Here is a 17,979-nt window from a genome sequence, read left to right as displayed (position 1 = left end):
CATAGTCGGCTCGTGGTCAGGCGAGGGACAGCAAGACCACACCATCGTGCAGTTCTCCCGTTTTTCCTTCACTCCTTTGCTGCCTGGTTTGGAGTGCTTCCAACGGTTAGGCGTCGCGCTACGTGATGACGGTACGACTCGTACTCACCCACGAACCGCGGCCGGATGCGGGCGATCTCCAGCACCCTGGACAGCGGGTCGCGGTGTCCGATGAAGTCCGCGCCCGCGTAATGCGCGCCGCCGAGCCCGCCGATGATCCGGGCCCTGATCGGCATCTGCTTGCGGGCGTACTCCTTGCGGAAGAAGCTGCCCGGCGCCATGCGCTGGCGGATCGCGCTCTTCACGTTCTCGGTCACGTCGCGCTCGTGGAACCACTCGAAGCCGGTGATCTCCTGCTGGAGCTTGCCGAACTGCGCGGACGAGCGGGGGTCGAAGACGTCGATGAGCGAGAAGTGGCCGCCGGGCTTGAGCACGCGCGCGACCTCGTGGAAGAAGCGCTCGACGTCCGGGTAGTTGTGCGAGCTCTCGACGTTGATGACGAGGTCGAACTCGCCGTCGTCGAACGGCAGCTGCTCGGCGTCGCCCTCGACGTAGGTCAGCCGGTCGCCGCGGGCGAGCAGCGCGTTGGCCCTGCGGATGGCTCCCGTCGAGATGTCGAGTCCGACCGCTCGGGCGGGGTCGACGAGCCGGGTGAGGAAGTTGAGACCCTCGCCCATGCCGCAGCCGACCTCCAGCACGTTCAACGTCTTGAAGTCATTTCTGCTGTACGGCAGCCCGCGCAGGGTTTGAAAGTAGAGCTGCTCGGAGAAACCGTCGCTGACGCCCGCGTTGAAATTCGGGCAGAGATCGGTCAGTTCTTCCAGCAGATCCGGGCAATGCATGCCCCAGTTCCAGAAGTCGCCGGTCCGCGACCACGACGCGACGTCGTCGTAGACCGCCGAGACGGCGCCTTTGATCTGGTCAGCGCCGGGGATGCCGGTGTTGAGGTCGCGCAGCCCGGTAGCCGCGTTGCCGTTGGTCATGAGAGCTCTCCCAAGGTGAGCGTTCCTTGGGTTCGCACTGTGGCAGCGCTCCCACTGGGAGATGCCCTTTCGCGCACCCATTCCGGGTGAATTCGTAGAAATCGACGTTGAATGACGCGTTGTAAAAACGTTTTCCAAACTTTCCCGGTCCTTTTCCCGGTCCGGAACCGGTCTCGGACTTCAGTCTGGACTGAAATTGTCAGACCTGCGCTGCACAATCAGGACGTGCTGGTCGCCCTCGTCCCGGAAGCGGACGGTGCGGGCCGGTGGCAGAAGCTGCACGACGACGGGACGCCCGCGGGTCCCGCGATGGCAGCCACGTCGCTCGCCTCCGCCGTCGCGTCGCTCGAACGCGCCCACAAACCGCGCTGGATCTGGGCCGACACCTCCGAGGTCTACCCGCCGCTGCTGGCCGCCGGGGTGCGAGTCGACCGGTGCTGGGACCTGCACCTGACCGAGGCGTTGCTCCTCGGTGCCGACGGCAGGCACAGAGAGCCGAAAGAGCTCGCAGCGGCGGTGGCACGCGAGCTGAACCTGCCCGCACCGGCCGATGTCGGACCACGCAAGAAGGACGTCGAACTGACGTTGTTCGGACCGGATCCGGTGGTGCTGCCGGGCAACACCGACGAGCTCGACGCGCTGGCGATGGTTTTCCGGGCACAGCAACGGAATCCGGCGCTGGGCCTGCTGATCGTGGCCGAGTCCGCGTCGGCGTTGGTGGCGGCGGAGATGACGTTCCACGGGTTGCCGTGGCGGGAGGACGTGCACAACGCGATCCTCGAAGAGATGCTCGGGCCGCGAACCGCACCGGGCGTGCGACCGAAGGTGCTGCAGGCACTGGCGGACCAGATCCGGGAGGCGTTCGGCGGCAAGGAGATCAACCCGGACGCGCCGGCCAGCATCGTGCGAGCCTTCGCGCGCGAAGGCATCGACGTGCCGTCCGCGCGCCGGTGGGTGCTGAAGAAGATCGACCACCCGGCCGTGGAACCGTTGCTGGAGTACAAAGAGCGCGCACGGTTGTGGGTCGCGCACGGCTGGACGTGGCTCGACGCCTGGGTGCACGACGGTCGGTTCAGACCGGATTACGTTGTCGGCGGCGTGGTTTCCGGGCGTTGGGCATCACGAGGTGGTGCGGCGCTGCAGATCCCGCGGCTGATGCGCAAGGCCGTGCTGGCCGACGACGGCTGGTGCCTCGTGGCGGCGGACGCCTCCCAGCTCGAACCGCGGATTCTCGCTGCCCTGTCAGGAGATCAGCGGTTGATCGAGGTGTGCGGGGACGACGACCTGTACTCCGCGCTGGCCGAGGACTCGTTCAAGGGCGAGCGGCCACGGGCGAAGATCGCGATGCTCTCAGCGATGTACGGCGGCACGTCAGGTGAGGCCGGACCGCTGCTCGCCGTGCTGCGCAAGAGGTTCCCGCAGGCTGTCGGGTACGTGGAGGCCGCGGCACAGGCCGGCGAGCAGGGCCGGATGGTCCGCACGCGACTCGGCCGCACCTCGCCGTCACCGTCGGACGCGTGGCGTGAGCTGACCGGCGGGGCGGACGACTCGGGCGAGGTGTCGAGCTCGTCGCGGCAGGCGGCGCGGAACTGGGGCAGGTTCACCCGCAACTTCGTGGTGCAGGGCAGCGCCGCGGACTGGACGGCGGCGCTGCTGGGCGTGCTGCGCAACCGTTTGCCCGCCAACGCACACCTGGTGTTCTTCCAGCACGACGAGGTGCTCGTGCACTGCCCCCGTGAAGACGCCGACGCCGCGATCGAGGCGATCGCCGCTGCCGGACGTGAGGCGACGCGGCTGCTTTTCGGCGAGACATCGGTGCGCTTCCCGATGAACGCCGTTCCCGTCGACTGCTACGCCGACGCCAAATAAGTCCAAACGAGACGCAACGCCACCTGCGACGTTCTGGGTCGTTGGTCCGAATGGCCGCTTGTCCGCAAGCCGTGAGAGCGCTCTCATAAATGGACTGCACCCGTGACAAGGAGGTCACTCGCGCATGAGGCAACGCCGCCGCATCCTCGCGGCCACGACAGCTCTTATTGCCGCGGTACCCCTGGCGATCGCCGCCATGTCCGCCAACGCCTCGATCCCACCCCCTGCACCGGGATGGACGCAGGTGTGGGGTGACGACTTCAACGGTCCCAACGGGTCGCTGCCGTCGAGCTCCAACTGGATCTTCGACCTCGGTCACGCCTATCCGGGCGGTCCTGCGAACTGGGGCACCGGAGAGATCCAGAACTACACGAACAGCACGAACAACATCAAGCTCGACGGGTCCGGCAACCTGCGCATCACCGCGTTGAAGGACGGCGCCGGCAACTGGACGTCCTCGCGCATCGAGACCCAGCGCGCGAACTTCAAGCCCGCGGCGGGCGGCAAGCTCGCGATCGAGGGCCGCATCCAGATGCCGAACGTCACCGGCCAGGCCGCCCTGGGCTACTGGCCCGCGTTCTGGGCGCTGGGCTCGCCGTTCCGCGGCAACTACTGGAACTGGCCGGGCATCGGCGAGTTCGACGTGATGGAGAACGTCAACGGCATCAACTCCGTGTGGGGCGTGCTGCACTGCGACGTCGCACCCGGCGGAGCGTGCAACGAGTTCAGCGGCATCGGCAACTCGCGGGTGTGCCCCGGCGCCTCCTGCCAGTCCGCGTTCCACACGTACCGCTTCGAGTGGGACGACAACGAGAAGTCGTTCAAGTGGTTCGTCGACGGCCAGCACTACCACACCGTGACGCGCGCCCAGCTCGGCGCGGGCGTGTGGGACCGGATGACCCAGCACGCCGGGTACTTCATCCTGCTGAACCTGGCGATGGGCGGTGCGTTCCCGAACGCCCTGAACAACGGCCAGCCGACCCCTGTCGCGGCCACTCAGTCCGGGCACTCGATGGTCGTGGACTACGTGGCCGTCTACACGGCTGGTGGTGGGCCCACCACTCCCCCGACCACCACGACGACGACAACCAACCCGCCGGGTGGTGGCGGTTCCGCCTACAGCGAGATGCAGGCGGAGAGCGCGGCCGAACGTTCCGGCGGCTCGGTGGCACCGGGTGACGGCGGCTCGGGCGTGCACCAGATCGCGAACGGCGGCTACCTGAAGTTCTCCGGCGTCGACTTCGGCTCCGGACCCGCCCGGCAGTTCTACGCCCGCGTGGCGTCGGGCGCCGGTGGCGGGGTGAGCGGGTTGGTCGAGGTCAGGCTGGGTTCGCGGACAGCGGCCCCGATCGGCACGTTCGCGGTCGGCAACACCGGTGGGTGGGACGCGTGGAGAACCGTGCCCGCGAACATCTCCAATGTCAGCGGGGTGCACGACGTCTACGTGACGTTCACGAGCGGGCAGCCCGCGCCGTACGTGAGCGTGAACTGGGTGAAGTTCGGAACCTGACCCTGGGTGAGCGCCCCTGCGAAACCGTGAGCTAGAATCTCGTCCGTCAGCTCGGACGATTAGCTCAGCGGGAGAGCACTACCTTGACACGGTAGGGGTCACTGGTTCAATCCCAGTATCGTCCACTCGAAGAACGGCCCGTCAGCTCAGCTGACGGGCCGTTTTCGCTCCGGTGTTGGGCATCGGGTGGCCGAGCCGGTTGTGCATCGCGTTGTACCCGACCTCGGTGATCGGGCCGAGGCCGCGTTTGACCGTCCCGCCGCACAGCCACGACGGCGGCCCGGTCTGCTCGTAGGACGCGTGGAAGCCCAGCGCCTCCTGCAGCCGCGCGCCTACCTCCGGGTAGAGGTCGACGCCCTCGATCCGGGTCGTCTCGGCCACGTGCGAGATCGACGACAGGCCGCACCCGGTGTGCCAGAAGCCGATGATCTTCGCGCGGGTGTTGAGGTTGTTGCTGGGGCACGGTCTTGGGCAACGGGCCGTCGGACGTGAGGTGGATGAACGCCGGCACGCGCGCCCGGTACAGCGAGATGCCGCGGTCGTAGATGGCCTTGTCGTCCAGGAACACCCCGATGCCCGCGACGGCCTCGGCGATGCTCAGCTCCCAGTTGCCCGTGCGGGGGTCGCTGGTGTGACGTCTTCACGTTCGTCCGTACAACCGTTGTCGGGCTGGGATCCCGGCCCGCAGTCGACGACCGGACGTGGGCGCGGGTTCCACGACAGGGACGCGTACCGGGAGCCCATCATCGAGTCGTAGGCACGTTTCTGCGGTCGGGTTCCGGCGTCGGCGGGGCGGCGCTCGCGGCGGGGCTCATGCTCAGCAAGAGCAACGCGGAAACGGCGGTGCCGTGCCGATAACCGTTCTGTTGACACAGTTCTCGCGGCGTCCGCCAACGGCTGAGATGATGGGGGGTGTGTACGCCGAACGCCCTGCTCCCGCGGGTCTGGCTTGCCTGTGGACGCGCACGGTCACCTCGTCGACCGTGCAGCGCGTGGTGCCCGACGGCTGCACGGATCTGATGTGGTCACCTGTGAGCGGCTCTCTTTTCGTCGCCGGGCCGGACACTCAGGCTCAGCTCGCGACAGTCCAGCCGGGGACGTTGTACGGGGTGCGGTTGCCGCCTGGGGCTTTTCCGTCGGTGTTCGGGGTGCCCGCGCACGCCGTGCGGGATCTGCGGGTGCCGTTGTCCTCCTTGGTTCCTGAGGCGCGGCTTGAGTCGTTCTCCGACATGGTGGAGTTCTGCGCTTCGCGGGTGGTCGTCGATCCTTCGCTGGCCGCTACCGCTTCTTTGCTGCGGTCCGGTGATGTGGCTTCCGTGGCCTGGGAGATCGGGCTGAGTGCTCGGCAGCTGCGGCGCCGGTGCCTGGACGCGTTCGGGTATCCGCCCAAGGTGTTGCAGCGGGTGCTGCGGTTCGACGCGGCGATGCGCCTGGCGTGGGGTGGAATGCCGTTCGCCTCGGTCGCTTTTGAAGCGGGCTACGCGGACCAGGCGCACCTGGCCCGCGAAGTGCGGTCGTTGGCCGGAGTGCCTCTCGGTCAGCTGATCCGGCCGTAGCGCTTGAGGGTCAGCAAGGCGTCGACCGTGGCGATGGAGCGCCATTCGAAGTTCACGATCGGGGTGAACGCCGGGAAGCCGAAGTTCCAGCCGCCGTCTTCCTGTTGTGCCGCTTGGAGTTCGTCGAGGCTCTTCTCGAATTCCTCGTCGGTGTACCAAGTGCGGGCGACACTGGTGGGCTTCGGCGCGTAGTCGTGCATCGCCATGCCTTCGTCTTCCTCGTAACCCGCCGTGGTGGCGACGAGGTGCTTGAGCTTCTCCCCCACCAGTTCCGCGCGGGCCCGGTCATCGACCTGGTCCAGGAACATGATCGCGGCCCGCAGCTCGTACGGGTGGGTCTGCTCCAGCTTGTCGATCTCCTGCCAGCAGTGGTCACTGGCCTTGTCGAGCCACGGGTTCTTGACGTCCAGAGCGAGCAGCCCGGCCGCGATCTGGGCGGTCAGGAGAAGTCCGCCCTGGTCGTCGGCGGCGACCCACGGTGCCTTGGGGTGGTCCTTCGAGGTGGACATGCCGAACGGGACGCTGCCGTCCGGGCAGGTGTCCTCCAGCCACTTCAGAATCGATTCCGCATGTTCCGGCGCTTCAGCCTCCGCGAACATCTGGAGGGCGCGCAGAGCGTGCAGCGGCTGGCTGGTGGGTCCGCGGTGGTCGGGTTCGAGGGCGTGGCCGTAGCCACCGTCGTCGTTGCGGTAGGCCAGCACGGCGTGAACAAGGCCTTCTGCTCCGCCTCCGTCGAAGGCGTGCTCGAACCAGCGTTGTTCCAGCGTGCGGGCGTTGTGCCAGATGAAGTTCCGCGCTTGTTCGATCATGTCTCGAACCTATGCCGCTGCTCCGTCCGGGTCTTGTACGAAACGGCCATGTGACCTGATCAGCTGATTCGTTCGCCTCCAAGGGGAACCGGCCCTGTGCAAAAATCCTCCAACAGGGGTGTGGCGTTCTGAGGGGAGCTGGCCTAGATGCTGATGTTCGACGCAGTGGTGCCGGTCATGGCGAATGCGGCGGGTAATACCGCTGCCCCTGGTGGGGGCACCGCGGGGACGGCGCGGTTCAGCGTCGACCCGGACCAGGCGCAGAAGATGATCGACGGCTTGAAGCAGGCCATCGCCAAGCTGACCGAACTCAGCGACAAGGGCGACGAGCTGACGCAGTCCGGCGCCCCTGGCCCCGACCCCTACAGCGGCTGGGCGACGCTGGAGATGCGGAAAGCCGCCGGAAAGCAGGACGGTGGCTACATGTGGGCCAACGACGCCGCGATCAAGGCGCTCAACCAAACGATCGAGAACATCGAACGGTCCCTGGCCAAGTACCGGGGCGTGGACTACGACGCCGAGCAAGCACTGAAGGGCTGACACGATCTTGAAGCGCATGACCACCCTGCTGACCGCCGTCGTCGCGATCGGCGTGCTCGCCGGCTGCTCGGAGAAGACCGGGGGGAACGCGAACACGACCGCTCCGACCTCGGGTGAGCAGACGAGCAGCGCGCCCACGAGCGACGAACCGTCCTCGGGTCTCAGCATCGCCAAGTTCGTCAGCAAGCCGTGCGACGTGCTCACCGCCGCACAGGTGGCGAAGCTCGGTGACGTGGGCGCCCCCAAGTCAGGCACCAGCACGCTCGGCCCGACCTGCGACTGGGACGGCAAGGACGTCACGAAGAACTCCTCCTACAAGGTCTACGTGACCGAGGACAAGGACGTCGAAGAGATGGTCTCGAACGTCAAGTCCAACCCGATCTTCCAGGACAAGAAGATCGGTGACGTGCGCGTGATCGTCAATGACTCCACCGACGGCACCCTGCACTGCAGGGCGATCATCGTGGTCGGCAAGACCGACTCGGTGACTGTGGACGTCAGGACCGCCTTCAAGGAGCGAGAGTCCAAGCCTTCCTGCACCGACGTCGAATCGGTCGCGACGATGGCCATCGAGACACTGAAGGGGTAGCGCAATGGCTGGGGATGAGCCGAACATCGGCGGCTTCGCGATGCTCCCCCTCGGGGGCGGCGAGATGGTCTACAAGTGGTTCGACGCGGGCAAGGGCCCGAGCCAGAGCACGTCACCGACGGCGCAGGCCTGGCGTGATCTCTCCACCGGCCACACCGAGGTGTCGAGGCTGATCGAGCAGGCCGTCAAGGACTCGGGCGCGTCCTGGGAGGGCGCGGCGGCCGACCAGGCACGAGGCAAGACCTCCCCGCTCGCGACCTGGGCCGACGTCACCGGGCTGTCCGCGACGGAAGCGGGCAAGACCAGCGATGCCGTCGGTCAGGCGTACGTCGACGCCAAGTACAAGATGGCGAAGGCGCCGGAGGTCCCCGACAAGCCGTTCCTCAACGACTGGAAGCCCTGGACGACCGACTACGACGAAGCGGTCGAGAAGAACCAGCAGGTCAACGAGCAGAACATGCGGGCGTTCACGCAGTACGGGGACGCCGTCGTCGCCAGCACGAACAACATGCCGATCTTCATCTCGCCCGACCCGAACGACGCCAAGATGGTGGATGACGGTGGTGGCAAGAAGCCCGGAAAGGTCGACCCGCCCGGCACGGGCGACCCGTACACCCCGCCTGGAGGCGGCGACAAGCTCGGCACCACCGGTGTCGGCGACGACACGACCACGTCCGGTTGGAAGCCGCCGACGACCGGGACCGGTGACGACACCAACCCGTCGCGCTTCGACCCGAACGACCCGCGCAACCGCCCGCCGGGCTTCGACCCCAACGATCCCCGCAACCGCCCGCCCGGCACCAACGACCCGGGCATTCCTCCCGGCGGCAGGTGGGACCCGAACAACCCGAACGACCCGCGCAACCGCGGCCGGTTCGACCCCAACGACCCGCGCAACCGGCCCGGTGGACCCAATGGTCCCGGCAGCGGTCGCGGCGGCGGTGGTGGAGGCGGCGGTGCCGGCGGCGGTCGTGGAGCCGGTGGCCTCGGTGGCGCTGCGGCGGCCGGGCTCGGCAAGGGTCCCGGTGGCATGGGCAGCGGCTTCGGAGGCGCGGCCGGTGTCGGTGCCGCCGGTGAAGGAGCCGGGCGCGGTGGCGCCGGTGGCTTCGGGCCGGGTGGTGCTGGTGCGGCCGGTCGTGGTGGCGCTGCCGGCATGGGTGCCGGAGGTATGGGCGCCGGAGCGGGCAAGGGCCAGGGCGACGAGGACAAGGAACACAAGTCCGCGTCCTACCTGCAGGAGACCGAGGACATCTTCGGCGACGGAACGATGGTGGCACCGCCCGTCATCGGCGGTTAAGGGGGAAACGTGCTGCGGAGCAGGGTCGCCATCCCTGTCACGGCGCTTTATCAGGCCTGGCAGGCAGCGGGTCTGCCGTCGCTGCACCGTGCGTTGATCGCTCAGGTCGACTTCGACGAGGGACTCCTCGAGTCGGGTGACCTGAGCGAGCTCGAACGGATGCAGCGCTCGGCGTGGGCACAGCTGGAGCAGTACGGGCTCGCGCGCGGCAACCAGATCCACCCGGACCTGGCCAGCGCGTTGCGGCTCGTGGCCGAGGCAGGCATCGAGTACTGGGCGTTCTTCAGCCTGAAGGACGGCCCGCAGCAGAGCGTGCTGGTCGTGTCGAACGGCGAGGACGCGCTGCGCATCGTGCTGACGCCGGACCAGCAGTTCGTGCTGGAGCCGGTCCGCCCGGACGAGGCACCACAGGCGTTGGTCGGCGCGCTGCCACCCACGCCGGCGGGCAAGGGCAACCCGATCACGTTGCCCGAGGACGCGCTGGAGCAGAAGCGGCAGACCTACGAGGACACCGGCTCGTTCATGCAGCAGAGCCGTCCGACCAGCACACCGAACGACGCGCTGGTCGCGCAGCTCAAGCAGATCATGAGCGAACCGCGCACCGGCGGCGGCCAGGTCTACTCGGCCAAGCGCGACCACCTGGGCCGCAAGCAGCGCTGCGTCGCACCGCTCACGTACATCGACACGACGAGCGGGCGCTACATCGCGGCCAAGGACCAGGGCTGGCTGCGGGTGCAGCCAGCCGACTTCGGCACGCTCGCGCGCATGACCGCGACGATGCCGTAGACAGGACATCACCGCATCGGCCGGGTCGCAGCAGCGGCCCGGCCGATGTCGTTCAGGCTCAGGAGAACCGCAGCGCGTCCGGGCCCAGCTCGGCCGGGCTGCGGTGACCCGACAGCCCGAGCGTCAGGTCGAAGTCCGCCAGCAGGCTCCGCAACACGTGCCGCACGCCGACCTGCCCGCCGTGCGCCAGCCCGTACGCGAACGGCCGCCCGACCATCACGGCCTTGGCCCCCAACGCCAACGCCTTCACGATGTCCGCCCCGGTCCGGATGCCCGAGTCGAACAACACGTCGACCTGCTCCCCCACCGCCTCGACGATCCCGGGCAACGCGTCCAGCGACCCGACCGCGCCGTCGACCTGCCGCCCACCGTGGTTCGACACGACGATTCCGTCCATTCCGGACTCGACCGCCTTGCGCGCGTCGTCCGGGTGCTGGATTCCTTTGAGGACAATCGGCCCGTCCCAGTGCTCCCGCAGGAACGCCAGCTGGTCCCACGACTTGTCGGTCCCGGTGAACAGCTGCACCCACCGCAGGATCGCCATCGGCAGGTCCTCCTCGGGCGACTTCTCCAGCCCGGCCCGGAAAACCGGGTCGCTGAACGGAATCGCCGTCCCCACCCCGCGCAGGAACGGCAAGTAGGACTGATCCAGGTCGTGCGGCCGCCACGCCAACGTCCACGTGTCGAGCGTGACGACCAACGCCGTGTACCCGGCCTTCTTCGCCCGCTCCAGCAGCGACGCACACACGTCCGGATCGTTCGGCCAGTAAAGCTGGTACCACCGCGGCCCGTCACCGGACGCCTCCGCGACCTCCTCGATGGTGTGCGACGACGCCGTCGACAACACCATCGGCACCCCGAGCTCAGCAGCGGCACGAGCCGTCGCCAGCTCCCCGTCCGGGTGCAGAATCGATTGCACGCCAACGGGTGCGAGCATCACCGGCGCCGGCAGCTCGGTGCCCAGCACGTTCACCCCGAGATGCCGCTCGGTCGCGTTGGTCAGCATCCGCGGCACGATCTGCACGCGGTCGAACGCGTCCCGGTTCGCCCGCACGGTGGCACCCGAGCCCGCACCTCCCGCCACGTACCAGAACGGCCCAGGTCCCAGCCGGTCGCGCGCGGACTGCTCCAGCGCGTTCGGTTCGGTGGTGAACGGCGGCACCGCGCCGCCGAGCCCCTGCAGGTAAATCTCGTTCTGGTAGGCGGCGAACTGACCAGCCATTTTGTGCCTCTCCATCCGCTCAGGCCGTCTACAGGCCGTCTGCCTGGTCTTCGAGGTCGTCAGCGTCCTTCTCGACCCGATCATGCTCGTTCGCGTCGTCCAGCGGCGCAAGCACCCGGTCTACCGCCTATCGCGTCCGATCGCTGCTGGACGGCAACAGGTGGGTGTAGACCCGCATCGTGAACGCAGGGTCAGCGTGCCCCAGCCACTCGGCCAGAGCCTTGATCGACTCACCCGCGTCGAGGAGCACCGAGGCGTAGAAGTGCCTCAACGCGTGCATCCCGTCTTGTCGCAGCGTGCGACTGACCTTCGCGCGCTTTGAGCGCCGGCCACCAGATGTACTGGTTGAAAGCATCCCGGCGAACAGGCTTGCCGTACTGGTTGACGAGGATGAGCGAGACAGTCTCAGGCTCCCCGTCCGCCTCCTTCCACGGCAACGTGACCTCAACCGGCGGGAAGTTCTTCATGTAGTCGTCCAGGTCCCGGAGGACACTGTCAGGCAACGGCACGTCCCGCTCTTTGCCGCGCTTCGGAGGCGCGAAGACGTGCACGTTGTCCACCACCCTGATCTGACGAACGACGTGGAGCACCTTCTCGTCCCGGTCAACGTCCACAGGGGACAGACCGAAGATCTCCCCTTGACGAAGTCCGCAGCAGCCCCCAGCGGAACAACGATCTTGTATTTGGCGCTGAGCGCCAGGCGAACGGCCGCTACCTTGCCCGCCGACCAAGGCACGATCTTCCGCTTGTCCGGCTGTGGCTTCGTCACGCTCTTGGCCTTACACGGGTTCTCTGCGATCTTCTTGTCGTCAACAGCCGCGTTGAAGATTGCCGAAACGTGGATGAACGTCACCGCACGCGTACCGCCAGCCAGTTTCCGCTGTTGCAACGTGCGCAGCCAGACGCGGATGTGCGTGGGCAGAATGGAACCGATCTTCCGGTCACCCAAGTAGGGATACACCAGGTTCCGCAGCCGCCGTTCAACGGCGTTCTTGGTGCTTCCATCGAACGCCCTGTCCACCAGCCACTCGTTCGCGCATGCACGAAATACGCGTTTACGTCGTACCCCAACTGAAAATCGCAAGATCTAATGCGTCAATTTCTCCTGGTAAGCATAACGATCAACTGTGAGATAACCAGCAAGACCAAGCTGCCACCTATCAGCCCCGCACTCACGCCGAAGTTAGGCAGATCAGTCGGACTCGGCACTCGACCGTCATAACCAACTACGCCGAAAACCAGAATTGCGACCCCTGTCAACAACCCCAGGAATCCGACCACGATCATCGCTTTAACCCAGCTCGGCGCATCACGCGGATCCCTTGGGTCAGAATATCCCCTGTTAGTAATCGGTGCGTAGATCGCATCTCTACCCCCCTGCACATATGGCCCATACACGGTAGTAATCACATTGCGCCCGCCATTCCGATCTAATTGAGCTACGATGCGAGCCAGATCGTCACTGAATAGACGATCGTTGCGAGCGGCATGTTCAATTTCACCAGCGATGCGCTGCCGCGCATCTGGACCAGGTTGACGTGCCAGCTCCGAAGCCGGGTTTCGACCGAGCTTCGCTCGCACGCTGTTCAAAAGGGCCTCCAGCCCCACATCCAACCTGCGATCAACAAATCGACCGGCCGCCCGAGCTGCAATCAGTCCCAGATAGCCGGCTACCACCATCCCATCGATCATGAACACCCCCTCAGCAGAGACCTGAACGCTACGTTCAAAGCTGGTGGGTCGACAGGGCACAAGGACCTAGCTGATAGGTAGACCATCGATCGTCTTGCTGTTGAGGATCTGCGCCAGCAGTATGCCACTGCGGGGAGAATGATTGGCGCCCTGATCAATAGACACGAACCAGACTCAGATCGATCTCTCAAGGAACACGAGGCTACATACTTTCAGTGCTGTCCGCATTGTTGCCGTAGCGCTGCCGTAGCCCGCTGCTGAATTCAGCTTTATGGGATCAAGGCGCCGCCGCCGCCGTCGGCGCGGGGCCAGTCGCCTACCAGCGTGGCCCGTATCCATCCGGGCACGTCGGGCTCCCGCTTCGCTCCGCCCGCCGGCCACGGCGGCGCGGCCCACGAGGTGGCGCGGCAACGCACCGCCGACGACGGAACCACTCTCATCACCTGATCAGAAGTCACTGCGGAATTCCCCACGAACGCGCAGCTCAGATGGTGTCTGCTCCCGTCGAGGCCCTGGGATCGTTCAACACCGAGCCGCCGATATCAAGGGCGGCCTACGGCGTCGCTACGCGATGGGCCAAGGCCCACCCTTGACATCACCGTCACGGCGCTAACTGCGGCAAGGGCCGAGGGAGCCGGGGGACCAGCCACCGAGGTTCACCGGGAAGCCGATCAGCAGGCGGATGGAGACGGCGATGAGGACCAGGCGCACGACCAACCCGAACCAGCTCGCCCTGTGGGGACGCTACGAGCTGGACGAGCTCGCGATGATCAGCCGCAGCCGTCCGGCCGAGCTCAAGCAGGAGCCGCCGACGCTGCCCGAGCCCAAGCTGATCGTGTCCGAGCCGGTCCGGCTGATCCCTTCGTTCCGCCCCGCCGTCGACCTGACGCCGTCTTTCCTCACGCCCACTCAGACGCACAACAGCCCCTCTGCCCACGCTTGGACGCAGGTCAGTCGACCACGCAACCAGAAAATCTCGTTCTGGTACGCGGCGAATGAGGTCATGACGCCTAGCTTGCTACGAAGCCAGTGCCGTGGCCACCAGCCTTTGCCCTGTCTTTCGACGGTCAGACGGGTGCATCGCGGTGCCGGCCCCACGTCCTCATCCTGGTTGGCTGTGGGCGTGGGGCCGGTGCCGCGAGGCGCCCTGCTGAGCGCCGGAAGACACGGTGAAGGCTGGTGGTCACGGCACTAGCTGGACCAGGAAGAACTCGTTGCCGAACGGGTCGCTGAACCAGGTCGCCCGATCACCCCACGGCATGGTCTCCGGCGCCCCCTTGACCTGCACCCCCTTCTCGGCGAAAGCCGCCACGTCCCCATCGATGTCGGAGGTGATCAGCGAGATGCCGCAGCCCATCGAGAACGACACGTTGGGCGTGTCGTTCAACGACAGCGCGAACGCCGTCTGCGCGCCGGGAGGAGCGACAGTCAGCCAGCGCATGCCGGCCTCGTTGCTGTCCTGCCGCTTCTCCCAGCCCAGCACGTCCACGTAGAAGGCCACCGCCTCGTCCAGCGAGCGGACGTTGATGGTCACCGAGTGTGCATGAGTGATCATGCGGAGAAGCTAGGCCCGCGCGTCCGCCTGGCGCTTCTTCGAAACTGCTTTGCGCGGCCAGCGCGACTCCAGCCAGATCGCGATGGGGGCGGCGGTGACCACTGTGGACAGCGTGCCGGCGATCAGGCCGATCAAGAGCGCCGTGGCGAAGTTCGCCAGCGAGCCGTCGCCGAGCACGAGCAACGCCGACAGCACGAACAGCACGCCGATGCCGGTGTTGACCGTTCGGGGCACGGTTTGGACCACCGCGTCCGACACCACGTCCGGGTAGAACGCCTTCAGCCGGGAACCCCGCAGCTCGCGCAACCGGTCGAACACGACGACCGAGTCGTTGACCGAGTAGCCGATGACGGTCAGCAGGGCCGCGAGGAACACGCCGTCCGCGGTCTTGCCCATCCACGCGAACACGCCGATCAGCACCAGCACGTCGCTGATCAGCGCGGCGACCGTGGCGAGACCCAACCTCCAGTCGAACCGCACGGCCAGGTACGCCAGCTGGGCGCAGACCGCGATGGCCAGGCCGATCACGGCGTTGCGGCGCAGCTCCGACGACAGCGACGGGCCGATCAGCTCGTTGCTGGACTGGCGGGCGCCGCCGTCCACGGCCGACGACACGACCTCGCCCAGGCGGGACGACTCGCTGTCGTTGATCGGGCCGGTGCGCAGCGAGACTTCATTGCCGGACGACGACACCACCACGTCCGAGAAGCCCGCGTCGGACAAAGCAGTGCGCACGCGAGAAGCGTCGATCGGGCCGCCCGCGGTGAAGTCGAGCATGCGGCCGCCGGTGAACTCGACGCCCAGGTTCAGCCCGCGCACGAACAGGCCGGCGAACGCCACGAGCGCCAGCACGCCCGCGGAAAGCAGCCACCGCGAAGGCCGCCGGTAGAGCACGACGGACAGCCGTTGCCGCACCCAGCCCAACGTGTGCAGGCCGCTCAACCGAGGCCGCTTGGCCACGAACCGCGTGCCCAGCACCCACACGACCAGCACCCGCGACAGAACAAGTGCGCTGAACATCGAGGCGAGCACACCGATGGTCAGCGTGACGCCGAACCCGCGCACCGGCCCGGTGGCCAGCCAGAACAGCAATCCGGCCGCCAGCAACGTCGTGACGTTCGAGTCGGCGATCGCACTCAGGGCGCCGCGGAACCCGCTCTCCGAGGCGCGGCGCAGGTTCGGTTTGCGCCCGTACTCCTCCCGCGCCCGTTCGAAGATCAGGACGTTCGCGTCGACCGCCATGCCGATCGCCAGCACGAAGCCGGCCAGACCGGGCAACGTCAATGTCGCGCCCACCGCCAGCAACCCGGCGTAGGCGACGCCCGCGTAGCCGACCAGCGCCACCACGGCCAGGAACCCGGCCAGCCGGTAGGCGAAGATCAGGAACACCGACGTCAGGGCGATGCCGATGATCGCCGCCTTTGCAGAAGCCTCGATCGCCTCGGCGCCCAAAGTCGCGCCGACCGTCCGCTGCTCGATCACCTCGACCGGCACCGGCAGCGCGCCGGAGCGGATGACCAGGGCGAGCTCCTTGGCCTCGGCCTGGGAGAACCGGCCGGTGATGGTCGTGGCGCCGCCGGCCTGACCGGCACCGCAGGGCGTGTCGGTGCTGACCTCCGGCGACGAGATGGGCTTGCCGTCCAGCACGAACGCGATCTGGCGGCCGGGTGTGCCGGACGGTTCGCAGGCCGCCTCGCCGGTGACCTTCTGCCACTTCGCGGGCGCGTCGCCCTGGAACTGGATGTTGACCACGAAGCCCGCGCCCTGCGGGTTGCGGGCGGACGTGGCGTCCGAGATGCCCTCGCCGGTCATGACGGTCTGGCCGTTGCGCTGCACCAACAACTGGGCGGTCTTGCCCAGTACGTTGACTGCCTCTTCCGGGTCCTGGACGCCGGGCAGTTCGACGACGATCCGGTTCTCGCCGGAGCGGGCGATCACGGGTTCGGCCACGCCGAGTGCGTCGACGCGGCGGCGCAGGACCTCCAGCGAACGGTCGGCGGCGTCGGAGTCGCCCTTCGCTTCGAGGACGATCTGGGTGCCGCCGCGCAGGTCGAGGCCGAGGCGGGGATCGGAGGTGAGCACTAGAAAAGCAGATGCGACGAGGACCCCGAGCGCTGTGAGACCGCGCACGAGGAGACCCCGTCGCGCGTTGTCGCGCGACATGGTGAAAGAAGCCTTCCGAAAGAAAGTGGTTGCTGGGAAACGAGATTCAGCGACCGGAAGGCGGTGAACGATCCCGCTGCGGGGTCCAGCGGATGCCGTCGGGCGTGCGGTGCACGCGCCGGGCGAAGGAGACGACGAACCGCATCGGCAGCGCGGGCTTGGCCACCGGCGGCACGTCCATCGGCAGCTGGGCCTGCGGCACCTGGGCGGCCTGCAGGTTGTGCGGCTTGGGCGCGGCTCCCGGCAGGTTCGCGAAGTCGTGGCCGTGCCGGACGACGGAACCGGAGCCGGAAGCAGGAGCGGGCGAAGCGGGCGCGGCGACGACGAACAGCTGTCCGAGGAACAGCATGAACGCGAGCGCGACCGCGTTGCGACGCATCACCGCTTCCTGCCTCCCCCGACGTACACGAGCGCTCCCCCCACGACAGCGCACAACCAGGAAAGCACAAGTGGCTGCATCGTGGTGGCCCCGAAGAACAACAGGATCGTCCACACGACCAGGACCAGCGCCGAGGCGGCGAGCAGCGACACCGTCACAGCGAGCTTGCGCAGGCTGAAGAGCAGCTTGAACGGCCGCAGCCGCAGCGCCACGACCAGGCAGCACAACACCAGCGCGCCGGTGAAGAACCCCAGGTAGGGCGTGGGCCGCGGCATACCGGCGATCAACGCCAGTAAGCCACCGCCGACGAGCAGCAACGAGAGCGTGCGCAACGCACGCCACACCTGCACCTTGTTCAACTGCAGAGGGGCCGGCTTGGTCGATCGGCGCCGTTGCACGGTCGCGAGGTTGGCTTTGGAGTCCGCGTCGGACGGGTCGAGCTTGATCGCCGTGCGGTACGCGTGCTCGGCGGTGCCCCAGTCGCGCATGCGCAGCGCCGCGTCACCGAGCACCTGGAACGCCCGCGCCTCGGTGGGCGCGAGCTGTGAGGCGTGCAGCGCCGAGTCGAACGCCTCCACCTCACCGTCGGGCAGGTCCGCGAGCACCTCGGCCAGCACGACGTAGCACCGCCAGTCGCCGGGCTTGCGCCGCACGGACTCCCGCGCCGCGACCGCCGCCTCCTGGTGCCGGCCGAGGTCGCTCAACGCCAGCGCCGCCAGCCGTTGCGGCCACGCGGGCTCACCGTCGAGGATCATCGCCCGCTTGGCCGAGTCGAGAGCCTGGTCCGCCTCACCGAGGTCGAGATGAGCGGCCGCGAGCCGGCACCACGCCTCGGCGTGCCGGGGGTTCGCCGCCACCAGGGGCCGCAGCAGGTCGATCGCCTGCCGCGGTTTCCCCGAGGCGGTGAGCTCGGCAGCGCGCAACAGCACCGCGGTCATCGGCTCGGACACGCCGCACAGTGTGACAGCGCGCCCCCGGCCCCCGAACGGG

The 17,979-nt window shown here is 67.5% G+C and carries 20 protein-coding genes and 1 tRNA gene; 10 read left to right on the top strand and 11 right to left on the bottom strand.

The window, feature by feature from the left end:
- Positions 1-68: 68 nt before the first annotated feature.
- Positions 69-1,022 carry a class I SAM-dependent methyltransferase gene (locus tag LFM09_RS19980; RefSeq protein ID WP_414098000.1) on the bottom strand — a complete coding sequence of 318 codons (954 nt, stop codon included), beginning with the start codon at positions 1,020-1,022 and terminating at the stop codon, positions 69-71.
- Positions 1,023-1,250: 228 nt separating this feature from the next.
- Here LFM09_RS19980 and LFM09_RS19975 point away from each other — a divergent pair, with 228 nt between their 5' ends.
- From LFM09_RS19975 to LFM09_RS19965, 3 genes are all read left to right on the top strand, one after another.
- Positions 1,251-2,891 carry a bifunctional 3'-5' exonuclease/DNA polymerase gene (locus LFM09_RS19975; RefSeq protein WP_414098130.1) on the top strand — a complete coding sequence of 547 codons (1,641 nt, stop codon included), beginning with the start codon at positions 1,251-1,253 and terminating at the stop codon, positions 2,889-2,891.
- Between the two features lie 124 nt (positions 2,892-3,015).
- A complete protein-coding gene (locus tag LFM09_RS19970) occupies positions 3,016-4,401 on the top strand; it encodes a carbohydrate-binding protein (protein WP_414097999.1) in 1,386 nt (461 codons plus the stop codon).
- A 53-nt stretch (positions 4,402-4,454) separates the two neighbouring features.
- Positions 4,455-4,526: transfer RNA gene (locus LFM09_RS19965), tRNA-Val, on the top strand.
- A gap of 16 nt (positions 4,527-4,542) precedes the next feature.
- On the opposite strand, the gene LFM09_RS19960 is transcribed toward LFM09_RS19965, so the two are convergent.
- Positions 4,543-4,782, bottom strand: a complete 240-nt coding sequence (locus tag LFM09_RS19960; protein ID WP_414097998.1) for a hypothetical protein — start codon at positions 4,780-4,782, stop codon at positions 4,543-4,545.
- 524 nt (positions 4,783-5,306) lie between these two features.
- Here LFM09_RS19960 and LFM09_RS19955 point away from each other — a divergent pair.
- Positions 5,307-5,957, top strand: a complete 651-nt coding sequence (locus tag LFM09_RS19955) for a helix-turn-helix domain-containing protein (protein WP_414097997.1) — start codon at positions 5,307-5,309, stop codon at positions 5,955-5,957.
- On the opposite strand, the gene LFM09_RS19950 is transcribed toward LFM09_RS19955, so the two are convergent.
- The gene (locus tag LFM09_RS19950) at positions 5,939-6,766 is read right to left on the bottom strand and encodes a hypothetical protein (protein WP_414097996.1); all 828 of its coding nucleotides are present in this window, start codon (positions 6,764-6,766) and stop codon (positions 5,939-5,941) included. The genes LFM09_RS19955 and LFM09_RS19950 overlap by 19 nt on opposite strands.
- A 147-nt stretch (positions 6,767-6,913) precedes the next feature.
- Between LFM09_RS19950 and LFM09_RS19945 the strand changes: the two genes are divergently transcribed.
- The 4 genes from LFM09_RS19945 to LFM09_RS19930 are packed head-to-tail and all read left to right on the top strand — an operon-like array spanning position 6,914 to position 9,978.
- Complete coding sequence (locus tag LFM09_RS19945; RefSeq protein ID WP_414097995.1) at positions 6,914-7,306, top strand: hypothetical protein; 393 nt, start codon at positions 6,914-6,916, stop codon at positions 7,304-7,306.
- Between the two features lie 16 nt (positions 7,307-7,322).
- Positions 7,323-7,895: a DUF3558 domain-containing protein gene (locus LFM09_RS19940; RefSeq protein ID WP_414097994.1), complete on the top strand. Its 573-nt coding sequence runs from the start codon at positions 7,323-7,325 to the stop codon at positions 7,893-7,895.
- Between the two features lie 4 nt (positions 7,896-7,899).
- Complete coding sequence (locus LFM09_RS19935) at positions 7,900-9,192, top strand: PPE domain-containing protein (protein ID WP_414097993.1); 1,293 nt, start codon at positions 7,900-7,902, stop codon at positions 9,190-9,192.
- 9 nt (positions 9,193-9,201) lie between these two features.
- Positions 9,202-9,978, top strand: coding sequence for an ESX secretion-associated protein EspG (locus LFM09_RS19930; RefSeq protein WP_414097992.1), 777 nt, complete (start codon positions 9,202-9,204; stop codon positions 9,976-9,978).
- A 58-nt stretch (positions 9,979-10,036) separates the two neighbouring features.
- Here the strand turns inward: LFM09_RS19930 and LFM09_RS19925 are convergent, their stop codons facing one another.
- The 4 genes from LFM09_RS19925 to LFM09_RS19910 all read right to left on the bottom strand — a co-directional run bounded on the left by LFM09_RS19925 (position 10,037) and on the right by LFM09_RS19910 (position 12,892).
- Positions 10,037-11,200 (bottom strand): lactate 2-monooxygenase, encoded by a 1,164-nt coding sequence (locus tag LFM09_RS19925; RefSeq protein WP_414097991.1) that lies wholly within the window; start codon positions 11,198-11,200, stop codon positions 10,037-10,039.
- 127 nt (positions 11,201-11,327) lie between these two features.
- Positions 11,328-11,480 carry a tyrosine-type recombinase/integrase gene (locus LFM09_RS19920; protein WP_414097990.1) on the bottom strand — a complete coding sequence of 51 codons (153 nt, stop codon included), beginning with the start codon at positions 11,478-11,480 and terminating at the stop codon, positions 11,328-11,330.
- A 183-nt stretch (positions 11,481-11,663) separates the two neighbouring features.
- Complete coding sequence (locus tag LFM09_RS19915) at positions 11,664-12,284, bottom strand: phage integrase central domain-containing protein (RefSeq protein WP_414097989.1); 621 nt, start codon at positions 12,282-12,284, stop codon at positions 11,664-11,666.
- An 11-nt stretch (positions 12,285-12,295) separates the two neighbouring features.
- Positions 12,296-12,892: a hypothetical protein gene (locus LFM09_RS19910; RefSeq protein WP_414097988.1), complete on the bottom strand. Its 597-nt coding sequence runs from the start codon at positions 12,890-12,892 to the stop codon at positions 12,296-12,298.
- A 324-nt stretch (positions 12,893-13,216) separates the two neighbouring features.
- Here LFM09_RS19910 and LFM09_RS19905 point away from each other — a divergent pair, with 324 nt between their 5' ends.
- Together LFM09_RS19905 and LFM09_RS19900 are read left to right on the top strand one after the other, a co-directional pair.
- Positions 13,217-13,339, top strand: a complete 123-nt coding sequence (locus LFM09_RS19905; RefSeq protein ID WP_414097987.1) for a hypothetical protein — start codon at positions 13,217-13,219, stop codon at positions 13,337-13,339.
- A 235-nt stretch (positions 13,340-13,574) separates the two neighbouring features.
- Positions 13,575-14,087 (top strand): hypothetical protein, encoded by a 513-nt coding sequence (locus LFM09_RS19900; protein ID WP_414097986.1) that lies wholly within the window; start codon positions 13,575-13,577, stop codon positions 14,085-14,087.
- Here LFM09_RS19900 and LFM09_RS19895 read toward each other — a convergent pair.
- The 4 genes from LFM09_RS19895 to LFM09_RS19880 form a co-directional block, all read right to left on the bottom strand.
- A complete protein-coding gene (locus tag LFM09_RS19895; RefSeq protein WP_414097985.1) occupies positions 14,076-14,447 on the bottom strand; it encodes a VOC family protein in 372 nt (123 codons plus the stop codon). The genes LFM09_RS19900 and LFM09_RS19895 overlap by 12 nt on opposite strands.
- 9 nt (positions 14,448-14,456) lie before the next feature.
- Positions 14,457-16,577 carry a protein translocase subunit SecD gene (secD, locus tag LFM09_RS19890; protein WP_414097984.1) on the bottom strand — a complete coding sequence of 707 codons (2,121 nt, stop codon included), beginning with the start codon at positions 16,575-16,577 and terminating at the stop codon, positions 14,457-14,459.
- 79 nt (positions 16,578-16,656) lie between these two features.
- A complete protein-coding gene (locus LFM09_RS19885; RefSeq protein WP_414097983.1) occupies positions 16,657-16,989 on the bottom strand; it encodes a hypothetical protein in 333 nt (110 codons plus the stop codon).
- Complete coding sequence (locus tag LFM09_RS19880) at positions 16,989-17,939, bottom strand: tetratricopeptide repeat protein (RefSeq protein ID WP_414097982.1); 951 nt, start codon at positions 17,937-17,939, stop codon at positions 16,989-16,991. The genes LFM09_RS19885 and LFM09_RS19880 overlap by 1 nt, the downstream gene beginning before the upstream one ends.
- Positions 17,940-17,979 lie beyond the last annotated feature (40 nt).

It is taken from the genome of Lentzea alba (genome assembly GCF_047445655.1).
Classification (GTDB): Bacteria; Actinomycetota; Actinomycetes; order Mycobacteriales; family Pseudonocardiaceae; genus Lentzea; species Lentzea alba_A.
Note: the sequence above shows the minus strand (reverse complement) of the source record. Positions and strands in the feature narration are given on the sequence as shown.

Bases quoted from the DNA above. Each gene is read 5' to 3' on its own strand.
- LFM09_RS19980 (WP_414098000.1), bottom strand. From the start codon at position 1,022: ATGACCAACGGCAACGCGGCTACCGGGCTGCGCGACCTCAACACCGGC.
- LFM09_RS19970 (WP_414097999.1), top strand. From the start codon at position 3,016: ATGAGGCAACGCCGCCGCATCCTCGCGGCCACGACAGCTCTTATTGCC.
- LFM09_RS19955 (WP_414097997.1), top strand. From the start codon at position 5,307: ATGGGGGGTGTGTACGCCGAACGCCCTGCTCCCGCGGGTCTGGCTTGC.
- LFM09_RS19950 (WP_414097996.1), bottom strand. From the start codon at position 6,766: ATGATCGAACAAGCGCGGAACTTCATCTGGCACAACGCCCGCACGCTG.
- LFM09_RS19945 (WP_414097995.1), top strand. From the start codon at position 6,914: ATGCTGATGTTCGACGCAGTGGTGCCGGTCATGGCGAATGCGGCGGGT.
- LFM09_RS19940 (WP_414097994.1), top strand. From the start codon at position 7,323: ATGACCACCCTGCTGACCGCCGTCGTCGCGATCGGCGTGCTCGCCGGC.
- LFM09_RS19935 (WP_414097993.1), top strand. From the start codon at position 7,900: ATGGCTGGGGATGAGCCGAACATCGGCGGCTTCGCGATGCTCCCCCTC.
- LFM09_RS19925 (WP_414097991.1), bottom strand. From the start codon at position 11,200: ATGGCTGGTCAGTTCGCCGCCTACCAGAACGAGATTTACCTGCAGGGG.
- LFM09_RS19920 (WP_414097990.1), bottom strand. From the start codon at position 11,480: ATGCACGCGTTGAGGCACTTCTACGCCTCGGTGCTCCTCGACGCGGGT.
- LFM09_RS19910 (WP_414097988.1), bottom strand. From the start codon at position 12,892: ATGATCGATGGGATGGTGGTAGCCGGCTATCTGGGACTGATTGCAGCT.
- LFM09_RS19900 (WP_414097986.1), top strand. From the start codon at position 13,575: ATGGAGACGGCGATGAGGACCAGGCGCACGACCAACCCGAACCAGCTC.
- LFM09_RS19895 (WP_414097985.1), bottom strand. From the start codon at position 14,447: ATGATCACTCATGCACACTCGGTGACCATCAACGTCCGCTCGCTGGAC.
- LFM09_RS19885 (WP_414097983.1), bottom strand. From the start codon at position 16,989: ATGCGTCGCAACGCGGTCGCGCTCGCGTTCATGCTGTTCCTCGGACAG.